Below are 24,599 nucleotides of genomic sequence, written 5' to 3' on the forward strand. Positions count from 1 at the left end.
AATCCTGATGCCTCAGCGCGGCGTGAGCCCGCGATCGTGATGCGCCTGACAGCACCGTGGTGCGGGAGAGGGGACTTGAACCCCCACGTCCTTTCGGACAATAGGACCTAAACCTATCGCGTCTGCCATTCCGCCACTCCCGCTCGGGTCAGAGTTTAGAGCGTCGCGCGGCAACGGTGGGAACTGCCGCCCGGCGGAGGATGTTCGACACCGTCCCATGGCTGACGACGCACCGTCCGTCGGTCGCTCTTCGGACGAGTTCCGCGAGCCTGCGTGGCCCCAGGTCGGGATGGGCCAGGGCAAACCCGAGCACGGTGTCGTGGTGGATCGAGCCCGGTGCGCGGCGGGCGGGCGGCGTCAGGGTGCCCGTCGTGGCGAGTCGGCATCGGAGCCGGGTCACCTGGTTGCGGTGGCAGCCGATCCGTCGTGCGGCCTCGCTGGGGCCGATGATGCCGGCATCCACCTGTCTGATCAGCTCGGTCGCCTGCTCCGCTGCCGACGGTGCCGGCGGCGGCATCGGCGGGGCGGGTGACGCTGCCGGTTGCGGCCGGCGAAGGTCGACGTCTGGCTGTGACAGTTCGGACAGAGTAGGGGCAGGTTCGGCGGCCGGTTGTCGAGGAAGTCACCGCTGACGTGGTCGACGTGCAGGACCAGTGGCCTGCCCCGCCAACGTGGTCCGGTGCGGCACTCCTCGCACTCCTCCGGCACGCCGATGTCGCGTAGCGCCCACTTCAGGCGGCTGCCGGGCGTGCGGCGGGAGCCGGCCGGCAGCCGCCGCAGCAGTTGGGTCGAGGTGGTCCGCCGCCCGGCCGGACGGCCGGTGAAGTGGGACGTGTCAATGCCAAAGCGCCTCAACTGTCGGCTGAGGTGGGCGTGGGACCCGCCATTCAGGGGCACGCCGAGCAGCCGCAGCACCTCGGTGACCGAGTGGGCGGTGGCTGCCGCTTCGGCGAGAAGCTGGGGTGGGTGCTTGTATCGGGCCAGGTGCGGACCGTAGTGGCCCGGTGTGACGGTCTCAGTCGAGCCCGAGGTCCCGGCGCAGCTTGGCGACGTGCCCGGTGGCCTTGACGTTGTAGAGCGCCCGCTCGATCTTGCCGTCCGGGTCGATGACGAAGGTGGACCGGATCACCCCGGTCACCGTCCGGCCGTACAACTGCTTCTCGCCGTAGGCGCCGTACGCGGTGAGCACCGCCTTGTCGGTGTCGGCGACCAGCGGGAAGGTGATGGCGTCGCGTTCCCGGAAGGTGGCCAGCTTCGCCGGCTTGTCGGGGGAGATGCCGACCACCTCGTAGCCGGCGGCCTGGAGGGAGCCGAGCGAGTCGCGGAAGTCGCAGGCCTGCTTGGTGCAGCCGGGGGTCATCGCGGCCGGGTAGGCGTACACGATGACCCGGCGACCGCGCAGGTCGGCCAGGGAGAGCGTCTCGCCGGTGTCGGTGGGGAGGGTGAAGTCGGGGGCGGGGTCGCCGGGGGTGAGGCGGTCGGGCGCGGTCATGGCTGCGACCCTACCGCCGGGGTGGGACACGGCGGCCGACCCGCGCCGGTGGTTGCCGCCCCGGGTCGCCCCGGGTGCGTCGGCGACCTGCCGTCCCCCCGGAGTGCACGTGATCGACACCATGCGTTGTTGCCATGTCTTGGCAACAACGGTGTTCGGGAAATAGGCTGAGCGCGCCGGTGGACTGGGAGGTCATGTGGATACCCTGGCGATGCACATCTCGAACGGGATCATCAACGGTCCGGTGGCGGGGATCTTCGCGGCCGTCGCGCTCGCCGCCCTGACCTTCTGCGTGCTGCGCGGTCGGCGCGACCTGGACGACCGGCTGGCACCGATGGCCGGCCTGGTCGCCGCGTTCATCTTCGCCGTGCAGATGCTCAACTTCCCGATCTTCACGGCCGGTGTCTCCGGCCACCTGCTCGGTGGCGCGCTGGCCGCGCTGCTGGTCGGCCCCTGGGTGGGCGCGCTCTGCGTGGCGGTGGTGCTGATCGTGCAGGCCCTCGTCTTCGGTGACGGTGGGGTCGCCATGCTGGGGCTGAACATCACCAACATGGCGCTGCTCGGCACCGCCGCGGCGTACCTGCTGATCGCCGGCCTGCTGCGGGTGCTGCCCCGTACCCCCACCGGGCTGGCCGTGACCGCGTTCGTCTCGGCCCTGGTCAGCGTGGTGGTCGCGGCCCAGGGCTTCGTCGTCCAGTACTGGCTGGGTGGCACCACCGACCTGGGCGGCAACATCACCGGCCTGGCCGGCACGATGGCCGGCGTCCACCTGCTGATCGGCATCGGCGAGGGGCTGATCACCGCGACCACGGTGGCCACCGTCGCCAAGGTCCGGCCCGACCTGGTGTACGCGCTGCGCGCCCTGAAGCCGGTGCCCGCGCCGGCTCCCGTCCCGGCTGTCGGAGGTGTCCGGTGAGGAAGCGTTCCTGGGGTTTCGTGGCGGTCGGCCTGCTGGTCGCCCTGCTGCTGGCCGGTGTGGTCAGCAACTACGCCTCGGCCCACCCGGACGGCCTGGACTCGTCGCTGCTCAACGGCTGCACGGTGAACGCCGACGACGAGATCACCGGCGGCTCCTGCCCGGCGCAGCGGTCCAGGGACCACGAGCTGGCCGACAGTCCGCTCGCCGACTACGGCATCCGGGGCGTGGACAACGGCTTCCTCTCCACCGGCCTGTCCGGGGTGGTCGGGGTGCTGCTCACCTTCGCGCTCGGCGGCGGTGTCTTCTGGCTGCTGCGTCGGCGCAGCCCGGCCGGGACCGACGACGCCCCACGCGCGGACCGGCAGCCCGCCGGCACCGCCGGCTGAGGGGGTACGACGGTGGGTGCCGGACACCTGCACGTGCTCTACCGGGACACCTCCTCCCCGGTGCACCGGCTGGCGCCCGAGGTGAAGATCGTCGCGATGGTGCTGTTCACCGTCGCGGTGGTGGCCACCCCGCGCGAGGCGTTCTGGGCCTTCGGCGGGTACGCCCTGCTGGTCGCCGCCGTGGCCGGGCTGGCCCGGGTCGGCCCGCGCTGGCTGCTGCTCCGCGCGACGATCGAACTGCCGTTCGTGCTCTTCGCCGTCGCCCTGCCGTTCCTCGGCGCGGGCGAGCGGGTCGACGTCGCGGGGCTGAGCCTGTCGGTGGACGGCCTGTACGGGGCGTGGAACATCGTCGCCAAGGGCACCCTCGGCGTGCTGGCGTCGCTGCTGCTGGCCGCGACGACCACCACCCGGGACCTGATCGTCGGCCTGGACCGGCTGCGCTGCCCGCAGATTCTCACCCAGATCGCCACCTTCATGCTGCGCTACCTCGACGTGCTGGTCGGCGAGGCCCGCCGGATGCGGGTGGCCCGGGTCTCCCGGGGCGACGACCCGAGGTTCCTGTGGCAGCTACGCGGCTTCGCCGCCGGGGTGGGCGCGCTGTTCCTGCGGGCCTTCGAACGGGGCGAGCGGGTCTACCTGGCGATGGTCTCCCGTGGCTACACCGGCCGGATGCCGACGGTGTGGCAGGGGGCCGGCGCGGCCACCGCCGGGCAGTGGGTGGCGGCGGCCACCGTGCCGGTCGTGGCGGTGACCATCGCCGCGACCGCCGTCGTCCTGACATGATCGGGTACGTGCAGACCGCTGTCTCCCTGGACGTCCGTGGCGTCCGGTACGCGTACCCGGACGGCCACCTCGCCCTGCACGGGGTGGACCTGACCGTGCCGCGCGGCGAGCGGGTGGCCCTGCTCGGCCCGAACGGCGCCGGCAAGACCACGCTGGTGCTGCACCTCAACGGCATCCTCACCCCGACCCAGGGGTCGGTGTGCGTGGGTGGGCTGACGGTGTCGCGGGACCGGGACACCCTGGCCGAGATCCGCCGCCGGGTGGGCATCGTCTTCCAGGACCCGGACGACCAGCTCTTCCTGCCCACGGTGGCCGAGGACGTGGCGTTCGGCCCGGCCAACCTGGGGCTGCGCGGGGCGGAGCTGGCCGCGCGGGTGGACGAGGCGCTGACCGCGGTGGGGATGGCCGAGCACCGGGACCGGGCCCCGCACCACCTGTCGTTCGGCCAGCGCCGCCGGGTGGCGGTGGCGACGGTGCTGGCCATGCGCCCGGAGATCCTGGTGCTCGACGAGCCGTCGTCCAACCTGGACCCGGCGGCCCGGCGCGAGCTGGCCGAGATCCTGCGCGCCCTCCCGGTGACCCTGCTGATGGTCACCCACGACCTGCCGTACGCGGCGGAGCTGTGTGAACGCTCGGTCATCCTGGACGCCGGCCGGATCGCCGCCGACGCTCCCACCGCCGACATCCTGACCGACCCGGATCTCCTGTCCCGTCACCGCCTGGAACTCCCCTACGGCTTCACCCCGCACCGCTGACCCCACCCTGCCCTCCCCGCGATCGTGCCCGCCGGGCGGGCGGCGAGGTAGGGGCGGTTCAGCCGCCGGCACGCCCGGGCCTGCGGGGTCAGGTGCGGGTGGCCTGGAGGGTGGCGGTGCGGGAGGCGGCGTGCAGGCGTAGCACGCCGGCGCCGACCGCGCCCGCCCCGGCGACCAGCACCACGGTCAGCAGGAGCCGGGCGGTGGTGCCCGACCAGGGCACCGGGGCGACCGCGCGGGACAGCACGGTCAGGTTGGCGAACCCGACGAAGAGGGCCAGGCAGGCGCCGGCCAGCGCCAGCGCGAAGTCGGCGGCGGGCCGCCGGGCCAGCGCGTAGCCGCCCGCCGCCAGCGCGCCCAGCCCGGTCAGCATCGGCCAGACCTGCCCGGCGAGCAGCCCGAGGAGCACCCCGCCGACACCCTCGGCACCGGCGTCCAGCTCCCGGCCCACCACCATGGCGACGGCCGCCACCCCGCCGAGCGCCAGCACCGCGCCGACCGCGCGCAGGGCGCGCGTACCGCCGGGGGAGCCGGCCGGTAGCAGTCCGGCCGCCCCGACCACCAGGAAACCGAGGGCGGCGGCCACCCACCATGGGTACGGATCCGGCGGCGGCACCCAGTCGAGGGTGCCCCGGATCTCCACCGGCTCGGTGCCGTCGCGCAGCGGCACCGCCCAGTCGCGGACCCGGTGCTCCCGGGCCGGGTCGGCGGCGACCTGGGCGGGCACCCCGGACTCCCGCCACCGGGTGCGCTGGTCGTGCCAGCGCACCCGCTGGTCGTCGGCGACCTTCCGCCACTGCGGTGCCGCGGCCGGGTCGGCGGCGGCGGGCAGCGCGGTGTCGCCGGCCAGGGTCCGGTTCAGGTACGTGGCGGGAGACCGGGTGTTCTCGTACACCCCGCCCGGCCCGATCCGCAGGTACGGCTCGCCGGAGTAGCCGAACACCTCGACGTCCCGGCCGGTGTGGTTGACCAGTTCCAGCCGGGCGCCCGCCTCGACGGCCCGGACGGTCAGCCCCGGCCGGGCCGGGGTGAGGCCGACCACCTTGGTGCGGTAGTCGGTGCCGTCCGGGGCGTCCGCGCCGTGCGCGTACGCCGGGGCGGCTGCGGTGAGCAGGCTGACGAGCGCGGCGGTGACGACCAGGACGGCCCGCCGCAGGGGTGGCCGGGTCACTTGCCGGCCGCCTCCACCGCCGCGGTGATCCCCTGCGGGGTGCGGTCCGCCACGACCGTGCCGTTGACCTTGATGGTCGGGGTGCCGGTGACCCCCGACTTGCTGGCGTCGTCGGTGACGTGCTCGGTCCACGCCCGGTACGTGCCGCCGTTGACGCAGGAGCCGAAGTCGTCCCGGTTCAGTCCGACGCCCGCCCCGATGTCGACGAGCTGGTCGTTGCTGAGCCCGGCACTGCCCTCGGCCGGCTGCTGGGCGAAGAGCGCGTCGGTGAACTCCTTGAACTTGCCGCCCTTCGCGGCGCAGCCGGAGGCGGCCGAGGAACGGGTGGAGTACTCGGTGGTGGAGAAGCGGTTGAGGTAGGCGACCGGGTGGAAGACCACCTTCGCCTTGCCGTCGGCGACGAGCTGGTCGACGGTCGCGCCGCTGGTCTGCTGGAACTGCTTGCAGGCCGGGCAGAGGTAGTCCTCGTAGAGGTCGATGGTGACCGGTCCGTCGCCCAGCACCACGCCGGTGCCGGCGTCGTTGGCCCCGGGCGGGGCGGTGAAGGTGTCCGACTTCTGGCTGGAGTAGACGTTCCAGCCGATCAGGCCGGCGACCAGCAGCACCAGCACCGCGCCGACGGACGTCCAGAGGGTCCGCCTGCGCCGCTTCTCCCGGGCGAGCTGTTCGCGGACCACCCGCGCCGCCTCGTTGCGTCCCTTGCGACTACTCATCGTCGTCCTCCACGGGTGGTTCGCCCGCGAGCCAGCCGTCCACGGAGAACGGGGTGCGGGGCCAGATCAGCAGGAAGCCGGCCAGCGCCAGGAATCCCAGGTCCCGGAGGATCTCCGGGAGGTAGCTCGGGGCCTGGCCGGCGGCGAGCTGCCCGCCGCTGCCGAAGCACCCGCAGTCGATGGCCAGCCCCCGGGACCAGGCCGAGGCGATGCCGGTGACGAAGACCACCAGCAGCGCGACGGAGACGACGGCGATGAGCCGGGTGGCCAGGCCGAGCAGCAGCAGCAGGCCCAGCGCCAGCTCCACGAAGGGCAGCGCCGCGCCGATCACCGTCGCCGCCTCGTACGGCATCACCTGGTACGCGTTGACGGCCCGCCCCGAGGCGGCCAGGTCACCGACCTTGGCCCCGCCGGCGACCAGCCAGACGGCGGCCAGGCCGAGCCGGGCGGCGACGCCCAGCCAGGGGCGGACGAGGGGCCAGCGGCCGGCCGGGGTGCGCTCTGCGGTCACGGTCATTGGTCGTCCCGTCCGGTCCGGAAGTTCCATGCCTCAACCGGCCAGCGCGTCGCCGACCGCGTCGACCAGGTCGGTGCGGGCCCGGGCCACCCGGGAGCGGATGGTGCCCACCGGCACCCCCTCGACGGCGGCGGCCTCGGCGTACGACAGGCCGAGCAGTTGGGTGAGCACGAACGCCGCGCGCCGCTCGGCGGGCAGCCGGTGGACCAGGTCGGCGGCGCCGAGCTGCCCGGCCGGGTCCGGGTGGGGCCGGCCGGTGTGCGCCTCGGCGGCCAGCCGCTCGTCGAGCCGGCGGCGGCGGACCACGGTGCGCAGGTGGTCGGCGCAGGCCCGGCGGGCGATGCCGAGCAGCCAGGTCCGCACGCTGGACCGGCCCTGGAAGCCCGGTAGCGCCCGGAACGCCCGCAGGTAGGTCTCCTGGGTGAGATCGTCGGCGCTGTCCGGGTCGACCAGCGCGGCGGCGAACCGCCACACCTCGACCTGGGTGGCCCGGACGAAGGCCGCCTGGGTCGGCGGGTCACCGCCGCGGGCGGCCAGCGCCCACCGGGTCGCCTGGTCCTGCCCAGCGTCGGCCGGCGGGCCGGTACGGCCGGCGGCGGCGTCGCGCGGGGCGGGGATCACGACAGATCAGGCTACGCGGCGGAGCTGTGGTGGGCAGGGTCCTTCGGCCCTTTCCATGGCCCCGCTCACGTCGGGAACTTTTCCCCGCCCCGGCCCGACTACCTGCTCATGACGTGCGACGACGTACGCGAGGCGCTGTCGGCGCGACTGGACGGCGAGGACCCACTGGTCCCGGTGACGACGCTGGACGCCCACACCGACCGCTGCCCCGGCTGCCGCTCCTGGCTGGCCTCGGCCGAGCGGGTGACCCGGCTCACCCGGCTACGTCCGGTACGGGTGCCGGACCTCACCGTCGGGGTGCTGGCCGCGGTCGCCGCCGACCCGGTGCTGGCGGGCCGGGCCCCGGCGGCCGTGCGGGCGGCCCGCCGGCAGGTGCTGCGGGTGGCGGTGGCGGTGGCCGCGGTCGCCCAGCTCGCCATCGCGTTGCCGATCCTGCTGGCCGGTCTCGGGGTGGCGACGGACCCGCACACCAGCCGGGAGATGGCCTCCTTCGACGTCGCGCTCGCGGTGGGGTTCGCGCTGGCCGCCTGGCGGCCGGAGCGGGCCCGGGCGTTCCTGCCGGTGGCCCTGGTGCTGGCGGTCTGCCTGGCCGCCACCAGCGTGGTCGACATCGTCAACTCGACGACCGCGCTGGTGCACGAGGTGGGCCACCTGGCCGCCGTGGTCCAGGCGGGGCTGCTCTGGGCGTTGGGCCGGGTCAGCGGGGACGCCGACCGGCGGTGGTCGCCGGCCGTCGCGGTGGGCCGCGGATGAGCCGGTCCGCCGCGGGGCGGCCGGGTGGGCGTACGGGGCTCCGGTCAGCGAGCATGTCGGGATGAATGCTGTCGATCGCCGTTGGCTCGCCCGGGTGGCCGCCGCCGCCGGCCTGCTGGTCGCCCTGGTCACCCTGCTGCTCGCCCCGGCCGGGCCGGCGAGCGCCCATGCCGTGCTCTCCAGCAGCAGTCCGGTGGCCTCGGCGGTGGTGCCGAACGCCCCGTCCGAGGTGGTGCTGACGTTCAGCGAGTCGGTCCGCCAGGTGACCGGCAAGATCCGGGTCATCGCGCCGGACGGCTCCCGCGCGGACCGGGGCGAGCCGCGCTTCGAGGGCTCCGTGGTGACCATCGGCGTGGACCCGTCCGGGCCGCGCGGCACCTACCTGGTCAGCTATCGGGTGATCTCCGCCGACAGCCACCCGGTCTCCGGGGCGTTCACCTACTCGGTGGGCGCGCCGTCGTCGCCGCCGACCGACTCCGGCTCGGACAGCCGGGCCGACCCGGTGGTCGACGTGGGCGTGAGGGTGGCGAAGTACCTGGGGTACGCCGGGTTGCTGCTGGTGGTGGGGCCGGCGCTGGTGCTGGCCGCGCTCTGGCCGTACCGGCTGTCCCGGCGGGGTCCGGGCCGGCTGCTCTGGGCCGGCGTGGGGTTGCTCGCCGCCGCCACCGTGGCCGAGGTGTGGTTGCAGGTGCCGTACACCGCCGGTGGGGGGCCGCTGGACGTCACCGGGACGGGCTTCTCGGAGGTGCTGGGCAGCACCTACGGCACCGCGCACCTGGTCCGGCTGGGTCTGCTGGCGGCGGCGGCGTTCCTGCTCCGCCCGCTGACCAGGGGGCCGGTCGGCCGGACCGACGGGATCATCCTGGCCGTGCTCGGGGCGGCGGGGCTGCTCACCTGGCCGCTGGCCGGGCACCCGGCCGCCTCCCCGGCGCCGGCGGTCTCGGTGCTGGTGGACGCGGTGCACCTGGGCAGCATGGCGGTCTGGCTGGGCGGCCTGACGATGCTGGCCGGGTTCCTGCTGCGCCGGGCCGACGAGCGGGAGCTGGGGGCGATCCTGCCGATCTGGTCCCGCTGGGCGGCGCTGGCGGTGACGGCGCTGCTGCTCGCCGGCACCGTGCAGGGGCTGATCGAGGTGGCCAGCATCCAGGCCCTGACCGACACCACGTACGGGCGGCTGCTGCTCGCCAAGATCGGGCTGTTCGTGTTGGTGCTGGCGGTGGCGGCGTACTCCCGGCAGTTGGTGCGGCGGCGGACGGCCGCGGCCCGGCCGGTGCCGGTGCGCCGCGCGGTCTGGGTGGAGCTGGCGATCACCGCGATCGTCCTCGGCGTCACGGCGAACCTGGTGCAGACCCCGCCGGCCCGCACCGCCGTGGAGAACGGGGCCGGGGCGCAGGGCGGCTACTACTCGACCACGTTGACCAGCCCGCTCTACTCGCTCCAGGTGGAGCTGGACCCGGCCGAGCGGGGCAACAACTCGATGCACCTGTACGCGTACACGCCGGACAACCGGCCGCAGCCGGTGGCGGAGTGGAAGGCCACCGCGGCGCTGCCCTCGGCCGGGATCGAGCCGATCGACATTCCGCTGCTGAAGCTCACCGACTACCACGCGACGGGGGAGATCAACCTCCCGACGACCGGGGAGTGGCAGTTGCGCTTCACGGTCCGTACCTCCGACATCGACCAGGCCACGGTGACCGCCACCGTGCCGATCAGGTAAGAAGGGCACTCCATCAGATGATCCGTCTCCGGCGCTCCGCAGCCGCTGCCGCGCTCACCCTCACCGCCGTCGCCGCCACGGTGCTCGGCTTCACCGGGCCCGCAGCCGCCCACGTCTCGGTCAATCCGAAGGAGGCGACCCAGGGCGGCTACGGCCGGTTCGCGTTCCGGGTGCCCAACGAGAGCGACACCGCGTCCACCACCAAGGTCGAGGTGGTGTTGCCGGAGAACGCCCCGGTCGGTTCGGTCTCCACGATGCCGGTGCCGGGCTGGACGGTGGCGGTGGAGAAGCGCAAGGTCGACCCGCCGATCGAGGTGCACGGCAGCCAGCTCACCGAGGCGGTGTCGAAGCTGACCTGGACGGCCACCGGCGACGCGGCGGTCAAGCCGGGCCAGTTCCAGGAGTTCCCGGTCTCGATGGGCCCGCTGCCGCAGGTCGACCGGATGGTCTTCAAGACCCTGCAGACCTACTCCGACGGCAACGTGTCGCGCTGGATCGAGGAGCCCACCGCGGGCGGCGAGGAGCCGGAGAACCCGGCGCCGGTGCTGACCCTCGCGGCGGCGTCCGCGTCGCCGTCGGCAGCGGCCGTCCCGGCCGCCGGTACGGCCCCGGGCGACGACGGTGACGACGACGCCGACGGTCCGGGGACCGCGCTGGGCATCGCCGGTCTGGTGGCCGGGCTCGCCGGGGTGGTCCTCGGCGGCCTGGCGTTCGCCCGGACCCGGCGGGAGCCGACGGCGAAGAGCTGACCCGTTCCACCCGCACCGGCCCGTCGGACCCGCTCCGGCGGGCCGGTCGCCGTCGGGGCGTGGTCCCGGCCGATATCCGCAGATCAGGACGGTCGCGTCGGTAAGGTCGGCCGGGTACTCGGTCACCGAAGGAGACGGAACGGATGCGGTTCGTGCGGGCGCTCGCCGGAATGTTGCTGTTGGTCGTGGGGATCCCGACGCTGCTGGCGGGGGGAGCCCTGTGGACGGTGACCCGGCACGCCGACCCGGACGGCTCGTTCGCCGCCCGGGTGGAGCCGGTGCGCACCACCGGCCAGGCGGTGCTGGTCGACGACGTCGACGCGCTGCTGCGGGCCGAGGCCCCGTTCACCCGGCTCGGCCACGCCCGGCTGCGGCTGGAGGCCCGTACCGGGGACGGGCCGGCCTTCGTCGGCTTGGCCCCCACCGACGAGGTGCGGCGCTGGCTCGCCCCGGTCCCGTACGCCACGGTCGACCGGCTGGCGCTGGCCCGTGGCCCGCTGCCGGTCCGGCTGACCGGGCCCGCGTCGACCGCCGCCGGCACCGTCGCGGTGGAGCAGCCGTTCTGGGTACGCCAGGGAGTCGGCGCGGTCGAGTGGAGCCCGGCCGAGCTGGCCGGGCGGCGGCTGAGCCTGGTGGTGCTGCGTCCCGACGGTGGTGCCGGACTCGACCTGCGGCTGCGCGCCGAGCTGCGGGCCGACTGGTTCCGTCCGCTGGCCTGGGGGCTGCTCGGCGGTGGCCTGCTGCTGGTCGGGTCGGCGGCCCTGGTGCTGCTGCGCCCGGCCCGGCCCCGGGAGGTGGTCTTCGTGGTCGAACCCGATCAGGTCCCGGTGTTGGCCGGCCGGCTCGGGGTCAGCTCGCTGAGCGGGCTGGGGCAGCGGCGTCCCGACGCGCAGCGGCAGCTCGTGTCGGTGGGGGCCGGCGATCGGGCGGCGATCGGCCCGGCGCTGCCCCGCCGGCCGGCCAGCCTGGCCGACCTGCCGCCCTGGCCGCCGGAGCGTCCCGACGGGGCGGTCCGGTCCGCCGGGGTGGACCGAGCCTCGGCCGGCACGGCGGAGTCGGGCTGAGTGTCGGCCGGTACGGCGGAGTCGGGCTGAGTGTCGGCCGGTACGGCGGAGTCGGGCTGAGTGTCGGCCGGTACGGCGGAGTCGGGTGCGGCGGGCCGGACAGGCGACGGCCCTCCGCGCTGCCGACGCGGAGGGCCGTCTCACCGGGGGATCGGTGCGCTGGAGGTCGTGACCGACTGGAACCAGATTAGCGCCTTAAGTCGCGGAAGGGAATATCTGTCCATTTAGTGCGACTATCCGGTGATCGGGCGCGGTTCCCGTCGTACCGGGAGCGTCACCAGCAGCAGCAACGCCAACAGCACGTACGCGTTGCGCAGCAGGAACTCCCACGGGGTGTCCGTCCGCGCGGCGGCGACCCCCCAGTCGTAGAACGAGACCACCCCGTAGACGATCACCAGGCCGACGACGGTGGCGAAGGTGAGCAGCCGTCGCCGTCGCCGGGCCCCGGCCACGGTCGCCGGGTCGGCGTCGAGCGCGGCGTCCACCAGCAGCACCACCGCCGGCACGAACCAGTAGATGTGGTGGGTCCAGGTGATCGGGCTGACCAGGCCGCCGACCAGCCCGGTGAGGGTGATGCCGGTCAGTTCGTCGCCGGCGCGGGCGGCGCGGGCCGCCCGCCACAGCCCGTACCCGAGGACCACCGCGACCAGGGCCAGCCACAGTAGTTGGTTCGGCCGGGCCGGCGCGTCGATCCGGCTGAGCAGCCCGAACAGGGACTGGTTGCCGGTGTAGTCGGTGCGCCCGACCCGGTTGGTGGCCCACAGCTCGTGGGTCCAGAACCGCCACGAGTCGCGGGGCGCCACCGCCGCCGCCAGCAGCGTCGCCGCCGCCGCCGTCACGCCAGCCACCGCCGCCGCCCGCCACCGCCGGGTCACCACCAGGTAGACGATGAAGATGCCCGGGAAGAGCTTGAGCGCCGTGGCCAGCCCGACGGCCACCCCGGCCCAGCGCCGCGCCCCGGGTACGGCGAACAGCAGGTCGGCCAGGATCAGCACCACCAGCAGCATGTTGATCTGCCCGAAGGTGATCGTCTCCCGGGTGCTCTCCACCGCGAAGACCAGCAGCACCGCCACGGTGAGGGCGAACGTCCGGTGCAGGCCGTGCCGCTCGATCACCGGCGTCACCAGCCAGCGGGTGGTGACCACGACGGCGACGCAGGTCAGCGCCGTGAAGATGACGATGGTCAGGCCCAGCGGCAGCACCGCGAACGGCCGCAGCAGCAGGGCACTGAACGGCGGGTAGGTGAAGTACAGCTCGCCCTGCACCCGGTCCGGTTGCACGTAGTCGTAGAGCGGGTGGCCGGACGCCCACCAGTCCATCGCCCGCATGTAGATCTTCAGGTCGAAGAAGTCGTGCACCAGGCCGGGCAGGTAGAGCACCGGCAGGACGGCGGCCAGCGCCAGCACCGTGACGACCCGGCGGACCGTACGGCTCCGCTGGTCCTCCGGGGCGACGGCGGGTGGCGCGACGGATTCGGCTGGCACGGGGAAACCCTAGCGGTCCCGCCCCCCGACAGTGCCGAGGCGCGGGCACCTGGGCTGCGCGTAGTCTGTCCCGGTGGCTGACCTTCTCGTCTGGATCGACTGTGAGATGACCGGGCTCGACCTCGGCAACGACGCGCTGATCGAGGTCGCCGCGCTCGTCACCGACCCCGACCTCAACGTGCTGGGGGAGGGCGTCGACGTGGTCATCCACGCCGACGAGGCCGCCCTGGCGGCGATGCCGGAGATCGTCCGCACGATGCACGGCAAGTCGGGCCTGACCGAGGAGGTACGACGCTCCACGGTCACCCTCGCCGAGGCCGAGGACATGGTCCTGGAGTACGTCAGCCGCCACGTGCGGGACCCACGCACCGCGCCGCTGTGCGGCAACTCGATCGCCACCGACCGGGGCTTCATCGCCCGGGACATGCCCCGCCTCGACGCCCACCTGCACTACCGCATGATCGACGTCTCGTCGATCAAGGAGTTGTGCCGGCGCTGGTACCCCCGGGTGTACTTCGGCCAGCCGCAGAAGGGGCTGGCGCACCGGGCCCTGGCCGACATCCGGGAGAGCATCCGGGAGCTGGAGTACTACCGGCGTACCCTCTTCGTACCGCTGCCGGGGCCGGACGTGGAGACGGCCAAGGCGATCGCCGCAGAGCTGTAGGGCGGTCCGCGCCGGGTCGGTGGAACCCGCTGGACGGACCCCGGCGGGGTGTGGCTATTATTAGTCCGCACCCGCCCGGGTCGACCGGTGCGGAAGGCATGGTGGCTGTAGCTCAGTTGGCAGAGCACCGGGTTGTGGTCCCGGTTGTCGTGGGTTCAATTCCCATCAGTCACCCGGAAAGTGGATCTCGTCCACCGCAGCTCAGGCCCCCTCGAAAGAGGGGGCCTGACGCGTTGTGGGGGACGTTGTGGGGAGTTCGTCCGGGTGGCCCGGCGGAACCGCCGTCGGCCCCGCACGCGCGATGGCCCCCACCGGGCGGCGGGGGCCATCGTCGTTCCCGGTCGGTCAGGGCGTCGGCTCGACGCTCGGCTCCGGGGAGGCGTCGTCCGCGCCGGGGGTCGCGTCGGTGCCCGGCTGCCCGGCGTCCGGGTCGTACGGCAGGGCGCTGCCCTTGACGTAGTCGTCCCAGCTCATGTTCCAGTCGGTCCAGCCGTTGCCGTTCTGGAGCTTGCGCTCGGTGCCCTTGACCGTGATCGGGTCACCGATCCTGGTGTTGGCGAACAGCCACGCGCCGTCCTTCATCGACACGTTCACGCAGCCGTGCGACACGTTCACGCTGCCCTGCTTGCCCTCGGACCACGGCGCGGCGTGGATGAACTCGCCACCCCAGGTGAGCCGCTGGGCGTAGTCGATCTTCGTGCGGTAGCCCTCCTCGGGTCCCAGCTCGTCCATGGTGTCGAAGACCGTCTTGCGGAGCTTCTCGATCACCACCATCGTGCCGCTGGACGAGGGGGTGCTCTTCTTGCCGAGGCTGACCAGGATCGTCTTGACCACCTTGCCGTCCTTGCTGACCGTCATCCGCTTGGTCTTGTTGTCGACCTGCATGACCAGCGACGGGCCGATCTTGATGTCCACGGTCAGGTCGGAACGGCCGTACCAGCCACCGCCCATCGGCAGCCCGCCGGCCTGCACCCGGTACGACACCGTGCTGCCCGGCTGCCAGAACTCCTTCGGCCGGTAGCGCACCTCGGTGGGGCTGACCCAGTGCCAGATCCCCTCCTGGGCCGGGGTGGAGGTGACCGTCATCCGGCGCTGCACGTCGTCGCGGTAGTCCTCCGGGACGGCCCGGCCGAACCTGACGATCAGTGGCATGCCCACCCCGACCACCTGGTTGTCGCCCAGGAAGCTGGTGACCCGCACCTGCTTGTCCGGCTTCGCCATCACGGTGAAGGCGCTGGTCGCCGTCGCCGGCTTGCCGTCGTCGCCGGTCGCCGTCACGGTGGCGGTGTACTTCTCGCCGTACTTCAGGGCACCGGTGGGTAGCCAGCTCGCGCCGTCGGTGGCGAGCTTGCCCTCGACGGCCTTGCCGGCCGAGTCGGTGAGCGCGACGGTGGTCTCCTTGGCGTCCGTCGTGGTGAAGGTGACGCCGGTGGTGGCCGGGACGTCGGTGGCGTCGGCCTTGGGTTCGGTGATGGTCGCGGCGGCCTTCGGGGCGCTCTCCCCACCGCCCTGCCAGCTCGACGGCTTGTCGCCGCCGGAACTGGTGCAGGCGGAGGTGAGCGCCAGCGCCGCGGCGAGGAACCCCGCCGCGAGCGCCCGGCGGCGGCCGGTGCGCCGGGTCAGCTCGTCCTGGACAACTCGCATGATTACCCTCACAGTCGTGGTCCCCGATGCCCCATCGTCTCTCACAGACGCGGCGGAACGCCGGTTGGTTGCCGAGGGTGAACTGAAACACGCCGGCAAGAGATGGCCGATATCGGTAAAATGCGGATCTTTTGCGAGCGGGTTGCCCTCCCTCGCGGGCTGCTCGCGGATGCTCCGGCCCGACGCGGCACGCCGCCCCCGCCCGAGCCGGCCCGGCGAGGTCGCCCGCCGGCCACGCGCGGTCCGGACCGGCTGATCGCGCCGGCCCGGACCGCGACGTCAGATCAGCGGCCCCGAGCCGCCCTCGGGAACCGGCAACGCGCTGCCCTTGACGAACTCCGACCAGCTCAGGCTCCACGCCGTCCAGCCGTTGCCCGGTTCGAGCTTGCGCGGGGTGCCGCTGACCGTGATCGGGTCACCGATCTTCGTCTGCTCGAAGAGCCACCGGCCCATCGCCATCGAGACGTTGACGCAGCCGTGCGAGACGTTCCGCCGGCCCTGCACCCCCTCCGACCAGGGTGCCGCGTGGATGTACTCGCCACCCCAGGTCAGCCGCTGGGCGAAGTCGATCTCGGTGCGGTACTGGTTGTCCGGATCCGGCTCGTCCATGGTGTCGAAGACGGTCTTCTCCTTCTTCTCCATCACCACCATGGTGCCGCTGGACGAGGGAGTGCTCTTCTTGCCCAGGCTGACCGGCAGGGTGCGGACCAGCTTGCCGCCCTCGAAGACCTCCATCTTCTTGGTGGCGTTGTCGACCTTCATCACGAAGGACCGCCCGATCTTGGCGGTCGCGGACCGGTCGACGTTGCCGTAGCGGCCGTTGCTCAGCGGGATCCCGGCCAGCCCGATGCGGACGCTGAGCGTGGTTCCCGGCTGCCAGTACTCCGGCGCCCGGTAGTACGCCTGGGTGCCGTTGTAGACCCAGTGCCAGGTGCCCGGCTGCGGCGGGTCGGTCTTGACGAACATCCGCTTCTGGACGGCCGCCCGGTCCTTCTTGGGGATGCCCGGGTGGAACTCCACGACCACCGGCATGCCGACGCCGTACGTGCGGTCGTCGAAGAGGTACAGGCCGGAGCCGATCATCGACTTCGGCTTGGCCATCGTGGTGAAGGTGCTCACCCCCTGCCGGGGCTGGCCGTCCGAGCCGGTGCCGGTCACCGTGGCGGTGTACGTGGTGCCGTACTTCAGGGCCGCCGACGGGACCCAGGAGGTGCCGTCGAGCCGCATGTTGCCGTCGACCTGCTTGCCGTCGGCGCTGGTCAGGCTGACCGAGGAGACCTTCCCGCCGTCCGGGAGGCGGGCGCCGATCTCGGTGCTGACCGGTCTGTTCTTCGCCCCGTCGGCCGGGCTGACCGCCAGGCCGGGGGCCGTCGTCGTCGGCGTCGTCCCGTCCGGCCCCGGCGAGGCCGGCGCCCCGCCGCTCGGGGAAGCTCCGGTGCCGCTGACGAACTCGGCTGCCTTCTTCTGGTCGTCGCCGCACCCGGCCAGTGCCAGCGACGCCGCCAGGACGAGGGCACCCACCATCGCCCCGCCCCGCGTGAACCTGCCCATCCCCACCTCTGTTCTCGCGTGCCTGGCGGACATCGTGCCGTATCGCCGCACGCGGGTCGGTCCCGCACGACGTCCGGCGGCGGATTTTAGCGGTATTTGTCCGTTAAGCTCGGCCGAAGAGGGGACCCGGGTATCGGATTGGAACCCGGATCGGGGCCCGTGCTAGTGTTCTCTCCGTTGCCAACGAGCGCCGCTAGCTCAACTGGCAGAGCAGCGGACTCTTAATCCGCGGGTTCGGGGTTCGAGTCCCTGGCGGCGCACCACCAAAAAGGCTCTGACCTGGGGTTTCACCCTGGGTCGGAGCCTTTTGGTGTTTCTGTTGGTGGTTCGGCGTCTCGGTGGGTGCTCGGGAGCCGTTGGACCGGTCGCCGTTTGTCGGGACGGGGCGCGGTCGTGGTGGACGGCCCGGGTCAGGTTCTCGGCTGTGTTGCCCGTCGTGTGTGGTCGATGAACCGGTTGGCGTGGTGTCGGCTGGTGAGGGTGATCAGCCGGACGTGTGGCCCGTGATCATGGAGCAGTCTGCGGATGCGGGGTCGCATGGTGCGCCGGTAGCCGAGGATGTAGCGGAGGAAGTTCCAGGTGATCCGGTCGTAGACGCCGTCGGCTGGGTGTTGGCCGCCCCGGTAGTGCCATCGGCGTTGGAGGATGCCCTGCAGGCATGCGGCGGCGGGTAGGTCGAGGAAGATCACGGTGTCGGCGGCGGCGAGGCGGATGGGCAGGGTGGCGGCGTAGTTGCCCTCGATGATCCAGCGGTCGCGGGTGACGAGTTTCTCCTGTTGGGCGGCGAACTCGGCTGTGGGCAGCGGCGTCCAGTGCTCGTCGTAGTAGGGCGTGTCCAGGTGGGTGAGCGGGATGTCGAGGATCCGGGCGAGTTCCCGGGCGACGGTGGATTTGCCGCTGCCGCCGCAGCCGATGATGGCGATCCGGTCCACGGCTTCCACGGTAGGGGGAGCGGGTGCGTTCCGGCGGAAGGGTGAGGTCGTGGCGCTCAGGCCCTCGGGTTGGCCTCTTGCTGAACACCGTGGGGCCCCATCGTGGGGGTTCCGGATGCCGCAGTGTGCCCCGAATCTGTGGTGGGTCCGTCGAGCCGACCCGTCTTTGACTTGTCGTGACGGTGTCGATGCGCTGTGCTGGCAAGCTGGGTCGTCGTGCGATCGGGGTGGTCGTGGGTTTGCAGGTGGATCCTGACTGGTGGAGTTCGGGGGTCTGGAACGGTCGCCCGATCGGTGAGTTCCTGCGGCGGCGGGACGTTACGGCGATCTTCCGCTTCCTTCACGCTCGGGGCGTGTCCTACGGCAGGATTGCGGGTCTCGTGGACATCTCGGCCAACCGTGCCGCCGAGATCGCCAAGGGCGTGCGTCAGGTCACGGCCTACGAGGTACTGGAGCGCGTCGCGGTCGGACTGAGTATCCCGCGTCCTGCGATGGGACTCGGTCGGAATGAGGACACCCCCGCTACCTGCGGCCCTGACCTCGTGGCCGCAGGTGGCGGGGCTGGCCTTCCACTGGGCGGTGCGGGGGCCGGCGTGGAGGTCAGCGGTCTGGCGAGGCTCCGGCTGGGACTGGATGAGGCGCTGGCGTCGGCAAGTGTCGCTCCTCGGCAGCTTGAACTGGTCGAGGAGTCCGTCGGCGAGCACATGAGGGTTTACCCCTCGGCGTCGCCTCAGGTCATGCTGTCGTTGCTGGTCGCCGACTGCCGGGAGGTTCAGGCTCTGTCACTTCGGCGGCAGCCGGCGGCGGTCCAGTCCCGGCTGTCCGGGGTGGCGGCGCTGCTGGCGACGATGTGCGCCGACGCGTTGATGCGGCTCGGGGATGTGGCCGAGGCTCGACGGTGGTACGGCACGGCGATCCACGCGGCGGATGACAGTGGGCGGGCTCCGCTTCGGGTGCGGGTGAGAGCGCAGGCGGCGATGCTGCCGTACTACTTCGGGAATCCAGGCCAGACCGTCGCTCTGGCGGAGGCTGCCTTGGCCGTCACCTCGACGGCCTCGTCGGCGGGAGCGCTGGCGGCGGCGGGCCGAGCACGGGCCCTGGCCCGTCTTGGCGCCATCGAACAGGCACGATCGGCCATCGACCAGGCGCGCCGGATGTTCGACCAGGCCGGCGACGGGGACACCGATGTGGCGTTCCGGTTTCCGGCGAAGCGTCTGCTGTTCTACCTCTCCGGGGCGTACACCTGGCTCGGCGACACGAGCGAGGCGTACCGGGTCCAAGACGAGGCGTTTCGGCTGTACGGCGTGGCCCCGACCGTGCCGATCGATGTGGCGCTCATCGCCCTGGACAGGTCGCTGTGCCTCGTGCGGGACCGGCGGGCCACCGAAGCGGCTGCCACTGCCCGCGACGCCGTCGCGGACCTGCCCGAGACGCAGCGGACGGAGATCATCCTGACCAGAGCCACCGACGTGGTCTCGGCGATCCCTGAGGGGAACTGGCGCAGTGAGGTCGCCGCCTTGACTGACTACGTACGGGCATGCCGCGAGCGCGCCCGTAGTCTTGGGACCACAGCCGTACCCGGTCCCTAGGAGCCCCATGTTCGTCGAGGCGCGCACCCGGCCGGTGCTCGCCGAGGTATGTCGTCTCCTCGGCTACCCCGACTCGAACGCGATCCTGCTGCGGCACCACACCAACGCCGTCTACGCAGTCGGCGACGTGGTCGTCAAGATCGCCCCCGGCGACCATGGCCTGGAACGGGTGCGCGGGATGGTGGCCGTGGTCAACTGGCTGGTGGCCCGAGGATTCCCCACGGCGGGCCTTCACCCGGGCCTGTCCCAGCCGTTGCAGGTGGGCGGGCACGCCGTAACGGTCTGGCAGCGCCTGGACCCGGCACACGACGAACCCATCACCGTCTCCGAGCTCGGAACGCTTCTCCGGGATCTGCACGCCCTGCCCGCTCCGCCGGTGTCGCTGCCTGTACTGCGACCGATCCATGGCATCGAGCGGTCCGTCGCCCGTTCGGAGATCCTGAACGGCAAGGAACAGGATCTGCTGATGGGCCGGCTCGAGGCGCTGGCTGCCGGCTGGAACGCGATGCGGTTTCCCCACAGTACGAGCATGATTCAGTCCGATCCGCAGATCCGCAACGCGCTCCGACGCTTCGATGGCACGCCCGTACTGGCCGACTGGGACGGTGCCGCCCTCGGCCCTCCGGAGTGGGACATCGCCACGGTCGCTGTCCACTGCCGCCGCTTCGATCCACCCGGTCCCGAGGCATTCGCCGGCTTTACCGCCGCCTACGGCTGGGATGCCACATCCTGGCCGAGGTTCGAGGAACTGTGTCAGCTCCGCGAGCTGCAGATGATCGCCACCAATGCACGCAAGTCCCGACCCGGAACCGAGGCCGCCAACGAGGTGCACCACCGGATCGCGGGTCTCGTGGACGACGGCGCGGAACTCCGCCGCTGGCAGATCCTCTGAGCCGAGTCTCATAGGGGGCCGGCACCGCCTGTCCTCTTCGCGTTGACCCAGGCCGGGCACGGTGAGGCCCATCGTGGCCCACCATGCTGGGTCTATCTCCGGCCAGCGTCGCCAGCGATCGTGGACGTCAGGAACACGTCGGCGGAATGGTCCAGGGTCATCCTGACCCTCATGGCGCGCCGGCGGGCCAGCGGCAATGTCATGCCAGGGAGATCCAGATGGACGTGCCGATCGGCGGCAGGTCGGAACGCGACCCGATGCACCGGCAGGTGCTCGCGCCGGGCGCTCCGTCGACCGTACGGGTGACTCCCCGTTCGCGCACCGCCACGAGGGCTGCGGGGACGGGTGGCCGGCGGTCTGCTCCCAGCCGTAGGCCGACTGCGGTGGGCTTACCGGCAGCTCGGCAAGCCCACCGCACTCGGGTAGCAGATCCGACCGGGGGCCGGCCGTGACCGTGTACATCTCGCGCAACGTAGAGATCGCCGACCTGTCGCGAGACCGGGCGACAACTTCTCCGCCGGTAGGGACGGGACCGGCCGATCCGCCGCTCCTGACGCACGTTTGGCGGATCGTGTTCGAACGGCAGGCGGGGGAGCGGGATCCTCGATGAGCAGCGACGGAGACTGCCTCCCGGGGGCCGCCCCGCCCGTGCCGATGGAGCATCTGCCTCTGCCAGGACGATCGGTGGTGACGGCCCATGACGAGCCGCCCCGACCGCACTTGCCGATGCGGCCGCTGTGGCTGTGCCGCCCATGCGGCCAGCCATGGCCGTGCGGCGCGGCGAAGATCGCCCTGCTGGCGGAGTACCGGGACAGCCGGGTGAGCCTCTTTCTCTATCTGGCCAGATGCCTGCATGACGCGATCGGCGATCTCCACCAGCTACATCCCAGTGACACCAGCAGCACGGCCAGTGTCTTCGACCGCTTCCTCGGCTGGCCCGCCCGCTCCTATCCGATCGTTACCAGGGCCTCTCTTGATCAGGGGGAATCTTCATGAGCAGCGCTGACGTCACCAATGTGCCGTCGCAGACGGTCCGGGTGAGGATCCCGGCAGGCGCGGCAAATGCACTGTGCCAGGCGAGGCCGGTCCGCGGCGGCATGCTCTCGGCCGAGTTCGAGGTGCGAGGCCGGCGGGCCCGGATCGAGACGCCGGACGACGGGCCGGTCCTCTTTCCGACCGACGTGGGGCTCACCCTGCTGAGCGCGCTGAACGCCGACCCCGACCTGCCCGTGGCAGGTACCCGCGTGCTGGACATCGGGTGCGGCTCCGGCCTGTACACAGTGGCGCTGGCCTTGGTTGGCGCGGCACACGTGACGGCGCTCGATATCAACTCGGCGTGTGCGGACGTGACCCGCGACAACGCGGCCCGCAACGGTATCCAGCAGGCCCAGGTGGCCACGATCGTCGGGGACCTCGCCGAGCTGGCAGTCGTCGAACCGTGGGACCTGGTGGTCTGCAACCCTCCACACTTTCCGCACGATCCGGCCTACGCCGCTGACGACGGCATCGAGACGGCCCTTGTCGGCGGCAGTGACGGGCGGGCGTTGTACGACGTCCTGCTCGCCCGCCTCGACGAACTGCTCGCCCCGGGCGGGACGCTGCTGCTGACGCACTCATCTCTGACCGACATCCCCCGCACCCGTCAGACGCTGCGACGCAACGGATACGAGTACCGCACTGTCCAGATCTGTGAGCTGGACATCCCCTTGCGTCGATACGCGACGCACCGTGACGTGCTGCTTTCGCGGCTGTACCCGCTCCGGGCGGCTGAGCGGGCAGCGTTCCGTGGCCTCCGGTTCGAGGTGCACACCCTCGCCGCCACCCGCATCGATTCCCTGAACGGATCAGGTGAGTGACATGAACCAATTCGTGACCGACGTCGTGGTGGCCGGCTCCGGCCTGCTCGGGCTCGCCACCGCGTTCGAGTTGCTCAGCCGGGACCTCGACGTCACCGTGATCGGTCCTCGCACGGGCGACCACGCGGGGCAGGCGTCCCGGGCCGCCGGCGCGATGCTCACCGTCTTCAGCGAGGTCGAGGCAGACCACGATCCCCAGCGGGTCAGCCTCGAAGTCGGCGAACGGTTGGCCGCCCGGACCGGATACGAAGCCTGGCTGGACCGCGTCGGCACCGCCAGCAAGCAGGCGGTACGGCTTGTCCTGGGCGTGTGGGTGATCGGTAACGGCTACGGGCCGGACGACAACGTGAACCTCCGGGCCATCGCGAAGGCCGCCGAGACCCACGGGTGCCGGGCCGAGTTCGCCGCACCGACCGACGTGCCGGGGCTGACACCGCAGGTGCGGGCGCACGAGGCGCTATGGCTGCCGGACGAGGGCAGCGTGGACCCCGCGCTCCTGGTCGAGGCGCTGGCCACGGTGCTGAGCGCCAATCCTCGCTGTCGATGGCTCAACACCACCGTGAGCACCGTCAACGAGCGCGGCGAGCATCTGGCCGTCGACGCGGCTGACGGCAGCACTGTCCTGGCCGCTCACCTGGTGCTCGCCGCCGGTGCCGGGACGACAGGGCTGCTCGCCCCTGCGCTCGCCGAGCAGGTCGACGCACCTCCGCTGCGGTCCGGGCGAGGCGTGTCGCTGCTTGCCCGCGTCCCGTTCTCGCTACCCGCTGCCGTGCGAACCCCAAACCGGGGCTTCGCCTGTGGCAGCCACATGGTTCCGCGCGGCGACGGCACGATCTACCTGGGCGCGACGAACCGGCTCTCCACCGAACCCGACTATGGCCAACCCGCCACCCTGGACGAGATCGCCACCCTGGTCCACGACGCGAGCGCCGAGCTCAACACCACCATTCGCGAGGCCGGGTTGGTCGAGGTCCGGGTCGGGCACCGGCCGGTCACCCTCGATCACCTGCCGCTGTTCGGCCGCACCGGACACCCGATGGTCCACCTCGCGACGGGCACCTACCGATGCGGGGTGCTGCTGGCCCCGCACGCCGCCGGCATCGTCGCCGACGGGATCACCGCTCCCAGCTCCACCTCCGCCCACCCCTACAGCCCCCGGCGTGCGATGCACCTCCCGGCACTCGACGACCTCATCAGCGGTGGGACCCGCGGGCTAGTGGACATGCTGTGCCAACCGGGTGGCAGCCTCCCGCCAGGCACGCGCGAGATGCTGGAGAGGTTCCTCGAGGCGGCGTTGCACGAGATCGCCGCCGGCACCTCGACCAGGGCAGTCGCCATGCGCCGACTCTGGCAGCGTGCACCGATGGTCGAATGCCTGCCGCTGCTGCTCGACGCCGTCGGGCGGATCCGATGAGCACGCATGCTCTGGGCCGGCAGACCGTAGCCCGGCAGATCCTCGCCGAGATCAGCGGTCGGGCCGCCGAGACCATCATCACCTCCACCCGGCTGTCCGATCTCGGTCTGGACTCGCTCGGCCGGCTCACGCTCGCGGTGCTGCTGGAGGAACGAACCGGTCGTCCGTTGCCCGACGACGAGCTGATCAGCGTCAGGACGCTGGACGATCTTGAGCGGCTGCTGAGACCCACGGAGCGGTCGGCATGACCAGATTGCCAACACCGCCAGCCGGACACACGTTGGACGCGCCCTTCATCGCCGAGTCGGCCGAGGTCGCTGACGAAGCCCACGTCGGCGCGCGAACCAGGATCTGGCACCACGCCCAGGTGGACGCGGACGTCCGGGTTGGTGAGGACTGCGTACTCGGCAAGGGCGTTCACGTGGCCTCGGCAGCGGTCATCGGAAACCGGGTCAAGATCCAGGATGGGTGCGGAGTGTTCGGGGCGACTCTGGAAGACGGCGTGATGCTTGCCCCCGGCGTATATCTGCTGGAGGACCCGGCACCCCGAGCCATCAACCCCGCCGGTCATCTGAAAGGCCGCAACGACTGGCAGCGGGAACCGGTGACGATCCGCTACGGCGCCACCGTCGGCGCCAACGCGGTCATCGCCCCGGGCGTCACCGTCGGCCAGTACGCCATGGTCGGCATCGGCACCGTCGTGGGACACGACGTGCCGGACCACGGCCTCGTCATGGGCAACCCGGCCCGGCAACTCGGCTGGGCCTGCAGGTGCGGCCACCGCATCGACGACAACCTCACTTGTCCCACCTGCGGACGGTTCTACCGCCGAGGGCCGAACGGCTTGTCCCTCGCCACGTGACCGCCGCACACCACCGGCGACTGTCCCGCCCGTGCGTGCTCAACCACCTCAACCTCTGCTGAAGGAACGTC

26 protein-coding genes and 3 tRNA genes are annotated in these 24,599 nt (G+C 72.2%); 19 read left to right on the forward strand and 10 right to left on the reverse strand.

Annotated elements, in window-relative coordinates; genetic code table 11:
* Positions 1-57: 57 nt before the first annotated feature.
* Both ACIQG9_RS05090 and bcp read right to left on the reverse strand, forming a co-directional pair.
* Positions 58-143: transfer RNA gene (locus ACIQG9_RS05090), tRNA-Leu, on the reverse strand.
* Between the two features lie 872 nt (positions 144-1,015).
* On the reverse strand, positions 1,016-1,492 hold the full coding sequence (gene bcp, locus ACIQG9_RS05095) for a thioredoxin-dependent thiol peroxidase (RefSeq protein WP_400398552.1): 477 nt from the start codon (positions 1,490-1,492) through the stop codon (positions 1,016-1,018).
* A 196-nt stretch (positions 1,493-1,688) separates the two neighbouring features.
* Between bcp and ACIQG9_RS05100 the strand changes: the two genes are divergently transcribed.
* From ACIQG9_RS05100 to ACIQG9_RS05115, 4 genes are read left to right on the forward strand one after another with little or no spacing between them, the layout of a single operon-like run.
* Entirely contained in the window at positions 1,689-2,408 is a 720-nt protein-coding gene (locus ACIQG9_RS05100) for an energy-coupling factor ABC transporter permease (RefSeq protein WP_400398554.1), read from the forward strand.
* Positions 2,405-2,797, forward strand: coding sequence for a PDGLE domain-containing protein (locus ACIQG9_RS05105; RefSeq protein ID WP_400398556.1), 393 nt, complete (start codon positions 2,405-2,407; stop codon positions 2,795-2,797). Before ACIQG9_RS05100 ends, ACIQG9_RS05105 begins: the two co-directional genes overlap by 4 nt.
* A gap of 12 nt (positions 2,798-2,809) precedes the next feature.
* A complete protein-coding gene (gene cbiQ, locus ACIQG9_RS05110) occupies positions 2,810-3,580 on the forward strand; it encodes a cobalt ECF transporter T component CbiQ (RefSeq protein ID WP_400398558.1) in 771 nt (256 codons plus the stop codon).
* On the forward strand, positions 3,577-4,335 hold the full coding sequence (locus tag ACIQG9_RS05115) for an energy-coupling factor ABC transporter ATP-binding protein (RefSeq protein ID WP_400398560.1): 759 nt from the start codon (positions 3,577-3,579) through the stop codon (positions 4,333-4,335). The genes cbiQ and ACIQG9_RS05115 overlap by 4 nt, the downstream gene beginning before the upstream one ends.
* 88 nt (positions 4,336-4,423) lie before the next feature.
* Here ACIQG9_RS05115 and ACIQG9_RS05120 read toward each other — a convergent pair whose 3' ends face one another.
* From ACIQG9_RS05120 to ACIQG9_RS05135, 4 genes are read right to left on the reverse strand one after another with little or no spacing between them, the layout of a single operon-like run.
* Positions 4,424-5,506, reverse strand: coding sequence for a hypothetical protein (locus tag ACIQG9_RS05120; RefSeq protein ID WP_400398562.1), 1,083 nt, complete (start codon positions 5,504-5,506; stop codon positions 4,424-4,426).
* Complete coding sequence (locus ACIQG9_RS05125; protein WP_400398564.1) at positions 5,503-6,219, reverse strand: DsbA family protein; 717 nt, start codon at positions 6,217-6,219, stop codon at positions 5,503-5,505. Before ACIQG9_RS05125 ends, ACIQG9_RS05120 begins: the two co-directional genes overlap by 4 nt.
* The gene (locus tag ACIQG9_RS05130) at positions 6,212-6,736 is read right to left on the reverse strand and encodes a MauE/DoxX family redox-associated membrane protein (RefSeq protein WP_400398565.1); all 525 of its coding nucleotides are present in this window, start codon (positions 6,734-6,736) and stop codon (positions 6,212-6,214) included. Before ACIQG9_RS05130 ends, ACIQG9_RS05125 begins: the two co-directional genes overlap by 8 nt.
* A 33-nt stretch (positions 6,737-6,769) precedes the next feature.
* Positions 6,770-7,357 carry a sigma-70 family RNA polymerase sigma factor gene (locus ACIQG9_RS05135; RefSeq protein WP_400398567.1) on the reverse strand — a complete coding sequence of 196 codons (588 nt, stop codon included), beginning with the start codon at positions 7,355-7,357 and terminating at the stop codon, positions 6,770-6,772.
* Between the two features lie 108 nt (positions 7,358-7,465).
* Here ACIQG9_RS05135 and ACIQG9_RS05140 point away from each other — a divergent pair, with 108 nt between their 5' ends.
* The 4 genes from ACIQG9_RS05140 (at position 7,466) to ACIQG9_RS05155 (ending at position 11,640) form a co-directional block, all read left to right on the forward strand.
* Complete coding sequence (locus tag ACIQG9_RS05140; protein ID WP_400398568.1) at positions 7,466-8,110, forward strand: zf-HC2 domain-containing protein; 645 nt, start codon at positions 7,466-7,468, stop codon at positions 8,108-8,110.
* Positions 8,111-8,171: 61 nt separating this feature from the next.
* Positions 8,172-9,827, forward strand: a complete 1,656-nt coding sequence (locus ACIQG9_RS05145; RefSeq protein WP_400398570.1) for a copper resistance CopC/CopD family protein — start codon at positions 8,172-8,174, stop codon at positions 9,825-9,827.
* A gap of 17 nt (positions 9,828-9,844) precedes the next feature.
* The gene (locus tag ACIQG9_RS05150; RefSeq protein ID WP_400398572.1) at positions 9,845-10,576 is read left to right on the forward strand and encodes a DUF1775 domain-containing protein; all 732 of its coding nucleotides are present in this window, start codon (positions 9,845-9,847) and stop codon (positions 10,574-10,576) included.
* 143 nt (positions 10,577-10,719) lie between these two features.
* Entirely contained in the window at positions 10,720-11,640 is a 921-nt protein-coding gene (locus tag ACIQG9_RS05155; RefSeq protein ID WP_400398573.1) for a hypothetical protein, read from the forward strand.
* 233 nt (positions 11,641-11,873) lie between these two features.
* Here the strand turns inward: ACIQG9_RS05155 and ACIQG9_RS05160 are convergent, their stop codons facing one another.
* Positions 11,874-13,124: a glycosyltransferase 87 family protein gene (locus tag ACIQG9_RS05160; RefSeq protein ID WP_400398575.1), complete on the reverse strand. Its 1,251-nt coding sequence runs from the start codon at positions 13,122-13,124 to the stop codon at positions 11,874-11,876.
* Between the two features lie 73 nt (positions 13,125-13,197).
* Here ACIQG9_RS05160 and orn point away from each other — a divergent pair, with 73 nt between their 5' ends.
* Together orn and ACIQG9_RS05170 are read left to right on the forward strand one after the other, a co-directional pair.
* Positions 13,198-13,788 carry an oligoribonuclease gene (orn, locus tag ACIQG9_RS05165; RefSeq protein WP_400398576.1) on the forward strand — a complete coding sequence of 197 codons (591 nt, stop codon included), beginning with the start codon at positions 13,198-13,200 and terminating at the stop codon, positions 13,786-13,788.
* Between the two features lie 101 nt (positions 13,789-13,889).
* Positions 13,890-13,962 (forward strand) — tRNA-His (locus ACIQG9_RS05170).
* A gap of 171 nt (positions 13,963-14,133) precedes the next feature.
* Here the strand turns inward: ACIQG9_RS05170 and ACIQG9_RS05175 are convergent.
* Together ACIQG9_RS05175 and ACIQG9_RS05180 are read right to left on the reverse strand one after the other, a co-directional pair.
* The gene (locus ACIQG9_RS05175) at positions 14,134-15,432 is read right to left on the reverse strand and encodes an Ig-like domain-containing protein (RefSeq protein ID WP_400398577.1); all 1,299 of its coding nucleotides are present in this window, start codon (positions 15,430-15,432) and stop codon (positions 14,134-14,136) included.
* 279 nt (positions 15,433-15,711) lie between these two features.
* Positions 15,712-16,983 (reverse strand): Ig-like domain-containing protein, encoded by a 1,272-nt coding sequence (locus ACIQG9_RS05180; RefSeq protein WP_400398579.1) that lies wholly within the window; start codon positions 16,981-16,983, stop codon positions 15,712-15,714.
* Between the two features lie 187 nt (positions 16,984-17,170).
* On the opposite strand from ACIQG9_RS05180, the gene ACIQG9_RS05185 reads away from it, so the two are divergent.
* Positions 17,171-17,246: transfer RNA gene (locus ACIQG9_RS05185), tRNA-Lys, on the forward strand.
* A 147-nt stretch (positions 17,247-17,393) separates the two neighbouring features.
* On the opposite strand, the gene ACIQG9_RS05190 is transcribed toward ACIQG9_RS05185, so the two are convergent.
* Positions 17,394-17,915 carry a topology modulation protein gene (locus tag ACIQG9_RS05190; RefSeq protein WP_400398581.1) on the reverse strand — a complete coding sequence of 174 codons (522 nt, stop codon included), beginning with the start codon at positions 17,913-17,915 and terminating at the stop codon, positions 17,394-17,396.
* Positions 17,916-18,142: 227 nt separating this feature from the next.
* On the opposite strand from ACIQG9_RS05190, the gene ACIQG9_RS05195 reads away from it, so the two are divergent.
* From ACIQG9_RS05195 to ACIQG9_RS05230, 8 genes are all read left to right on the forward strand, one after another.
* Complete coding sequence (locus ACIQG9_RS05195) at positions 18,143-19,504, forward strand: hypothetical protein (RefSeq protein ID WP_400398799.1); 1,362 nt, start codon at positions 18,143-18,145, stop codon at positions 19,502-19,504.
* A gap of 7 nt (positions 19,505-19,511) precedes the next feature.
* Positions 19,512-20,396 carry a phosphotransferase gene (locus tag ACIQG9_RS05200; protein ID WP_400398583.1) on the forward strand — a complete coding sequence of 295 codons (885 nt, stop codon included), beginning with the start codon at positions 19,512-19,514 and terminating at the stop codon, positions 20,394-20,396.
* Positions 20,397-20,850: 454 nt separating this feature from the next.
* Positions 20,851-21,006, forward strand: a complete 156-nt coding sequence (gene amcA, locus ACIQG9_RS05205) for a multiple cyclophane-containing RiPP AmcA (RefSeq protein WP_400398800.1) — start codon at positions 20,851-20,853, stop codon at positions 21,004-21,006.
* 116 nt (positions 21,007-21,122) lie between these two features.
* A complete protein-coding gene (locus ACIQG9_RS05210; protein WP_400398801.1) occupies positions 21,123-21,392 on the forward strand; it encodes a hypothetical protein in 270 nt (89 codons plus the stop codon).
* Positions 21,389-22,252 carry a 50S ribosomal protein L11 methyltransferase gene (locus ACIQG9_RS05215; RefSeq protein WP_400398585.1) on the forward strand — a complete coding sequence of 288 codons (864 nt, stop codon included), beginning with the start codon at positions 21,389-21,391 and terminating at the stop codon, positions 22,250-22,252. The genes ACIQG9_RS05210 and ACIQG9_RS05215 overlap by 4 nt, the downstream gene beginning before the upstream one ends.
* A 1-nt stretch (position 22,253) precedes the next feature.
* Positions 22,254-23,666: an NAD(P)/FAD-dependent oxidoreductase gene (locus ACIQG9_RS05220; RefSeq protein ID WP_400398587.1), complete on the forward strand. Its 1,413-nt coding sequence runs from the start codon at positions 22,254-22,256 to the stop codon at positions 23,664-23,666.
* Positions 23,663-23,914 carry an acyl carrier protein gene (locus ACIQG9_RS05225; RefSeq protein ID WP_400398589.1) on the forward strand — a complete coding sequence of 84 codons (252 nt, stop codon included), beginning with the start codon at positions 23,663-23,665 and terminating at the stop codon, positions 23,912-23,914. The genes ACIQG9_RS05220 and ACIQG9_RS05225 overlap by 4 nt, the downstream gene beginning before the upstream one ends.
* Positions 23,915-23,946: 32 nt before the next feature.
* Positions 23,947-24,528, forward strand: a complete 582-nt coding sequence (locus ACIQG9_RS05230; RefSeq protein ID WP_400398590.1) for an acyltransferase — start codon at positions 23,947-23,949, stop codon at positions 24,526-24,528.
* Positions 24,529-24,599 lie beyond the last annotated feature (71 nt).

Origin of the sequence: Micromonospora sp. NPDC092111 (assembly GCF_044755745.1) — a bacterium.
GTDB lineage: Bacteria > Actinomycetota > Actinomycetes > Mycobacteriales > Micromonosporaceae > Micromonospora.

What these genes read in the sequence shown, in the direction of transcription:
- ACIQG9_RS05125 (WP_400398564.1), bottom strand. Translation starts at nt 6,219, where the DNA reads ATGAGTAGTCGCAAGGGACGCAACGAGGCGGCGCGGGTGGTCCGCGAA.
- ACIQG9_RS05155 (WP_400398573.1), top strand. Translation starts at nt 10,720, where the DNA reads ATGCGGTTCGTGCGGGCGCTCGCCGGAATGTTGCTGTTGGTCGTGGGG.
- ACIQG9_RS05150 (WP_400398572.1), top strand. Translation starts at nt 9,845, where the DNA reads ATGATCCGTCTCCGGCGCTCCGCAGCCGCTGCCGCGCTCACCCTCACC.
- bcp (WP_400398552.1), bottom strand. Translation starts at nt 1,492, where the DNA reads ATGACCGCGCCCGACCGCCTCACCCCCGGCGACCCCGCCCCCGACTTC.
- ACIQG9_RS05140 (WP_400398568.1), top strand. Translation starts at nt 7,466, where the DNA reads ATGACGTGCGACGACGTACGCGAGGCGCTGTCGGCGCGACTGGACGGC.
- ACIQG9_RS05115 (WP_400398560.1), top strand. Translation starts at nt 3,577, where the DNA reads ATGATCGGGTACGTGCAGACCGCTGTCTCCCTGGACGTCCGTGGCGTC.
- ACIQG9_RS05130 (WP_400398565.1), bottom strand. Translation starts at nt 6,736, where the DNA reads ATGACCGTGACCGCAGAGCGCACCCCGGCCGGCCGCTGGCCCCTCGTC.
- ACIQG9_RS05215 (WP_400398585.1), top strand. Translation starts at nt 21,389, where the DNA reads ATGAGCAGCGCTGACGTCACCAATGTGCCGTCGCAGACGGTCCGGGTG.
- ACIQG9_RS05225 (WP_400398589.1), top strand. Translation starts at nt 23,663, where the DNA reads ATGAGCACGCATGCTCTGGGCCGGCAGACCGTAGCCCGGCAGATCCTC.
- ACIQG9_RS05210 (WP_400398801.1), top strand. Translation starts at nt 21,123, where the DNA reads ATGCGGCCGCTGTGGCTGTGCCGCCCATGCGGCCAGCCATGGCCGTGC.
- ACIQG9_RS05175 (WP_400398577.1), bottom strand. Translation starts at nt 15,432, where the DNA reads ATGCGAGTTGTCCAGGACGAGCTGACCCGGCGCACCGGCCGCCGCCGG.
- ACIQG9_RS05145 (WP_400398570.1), top strand. Translation starts at nt 8,172, where the DNA reads ATGAATGCTGTCGATCGCCGTTGGCTCGCCCGGGTGGCCGCCGCCGCC.
- ACIQG9_RS05180 (WP_400398579.1), bottom strand. Translation starts at nt 16,983, where the DNA reads ATGGGCAGGTTCACGCGGGGCGGGGCGATGGTGGGTGCCCTCGTCCTG.
- ACIQG9_RS05200 (WP_400398583.1), top strand. Translation starts at nt 19,512, where the DNA reads ATGTTCGTCGAGGCGCGCACCCGGCCGGTGCTCGCCGAGGTATGTCGT.
- ACIQG9_RS05220 (WP_400398587.1), top strand. Translation starts at nt 22,254, where the DNA reads ATGAACCAATTCGTGACCGACGTCGTGGTGGCCGGCTCCGGCCTGCTC.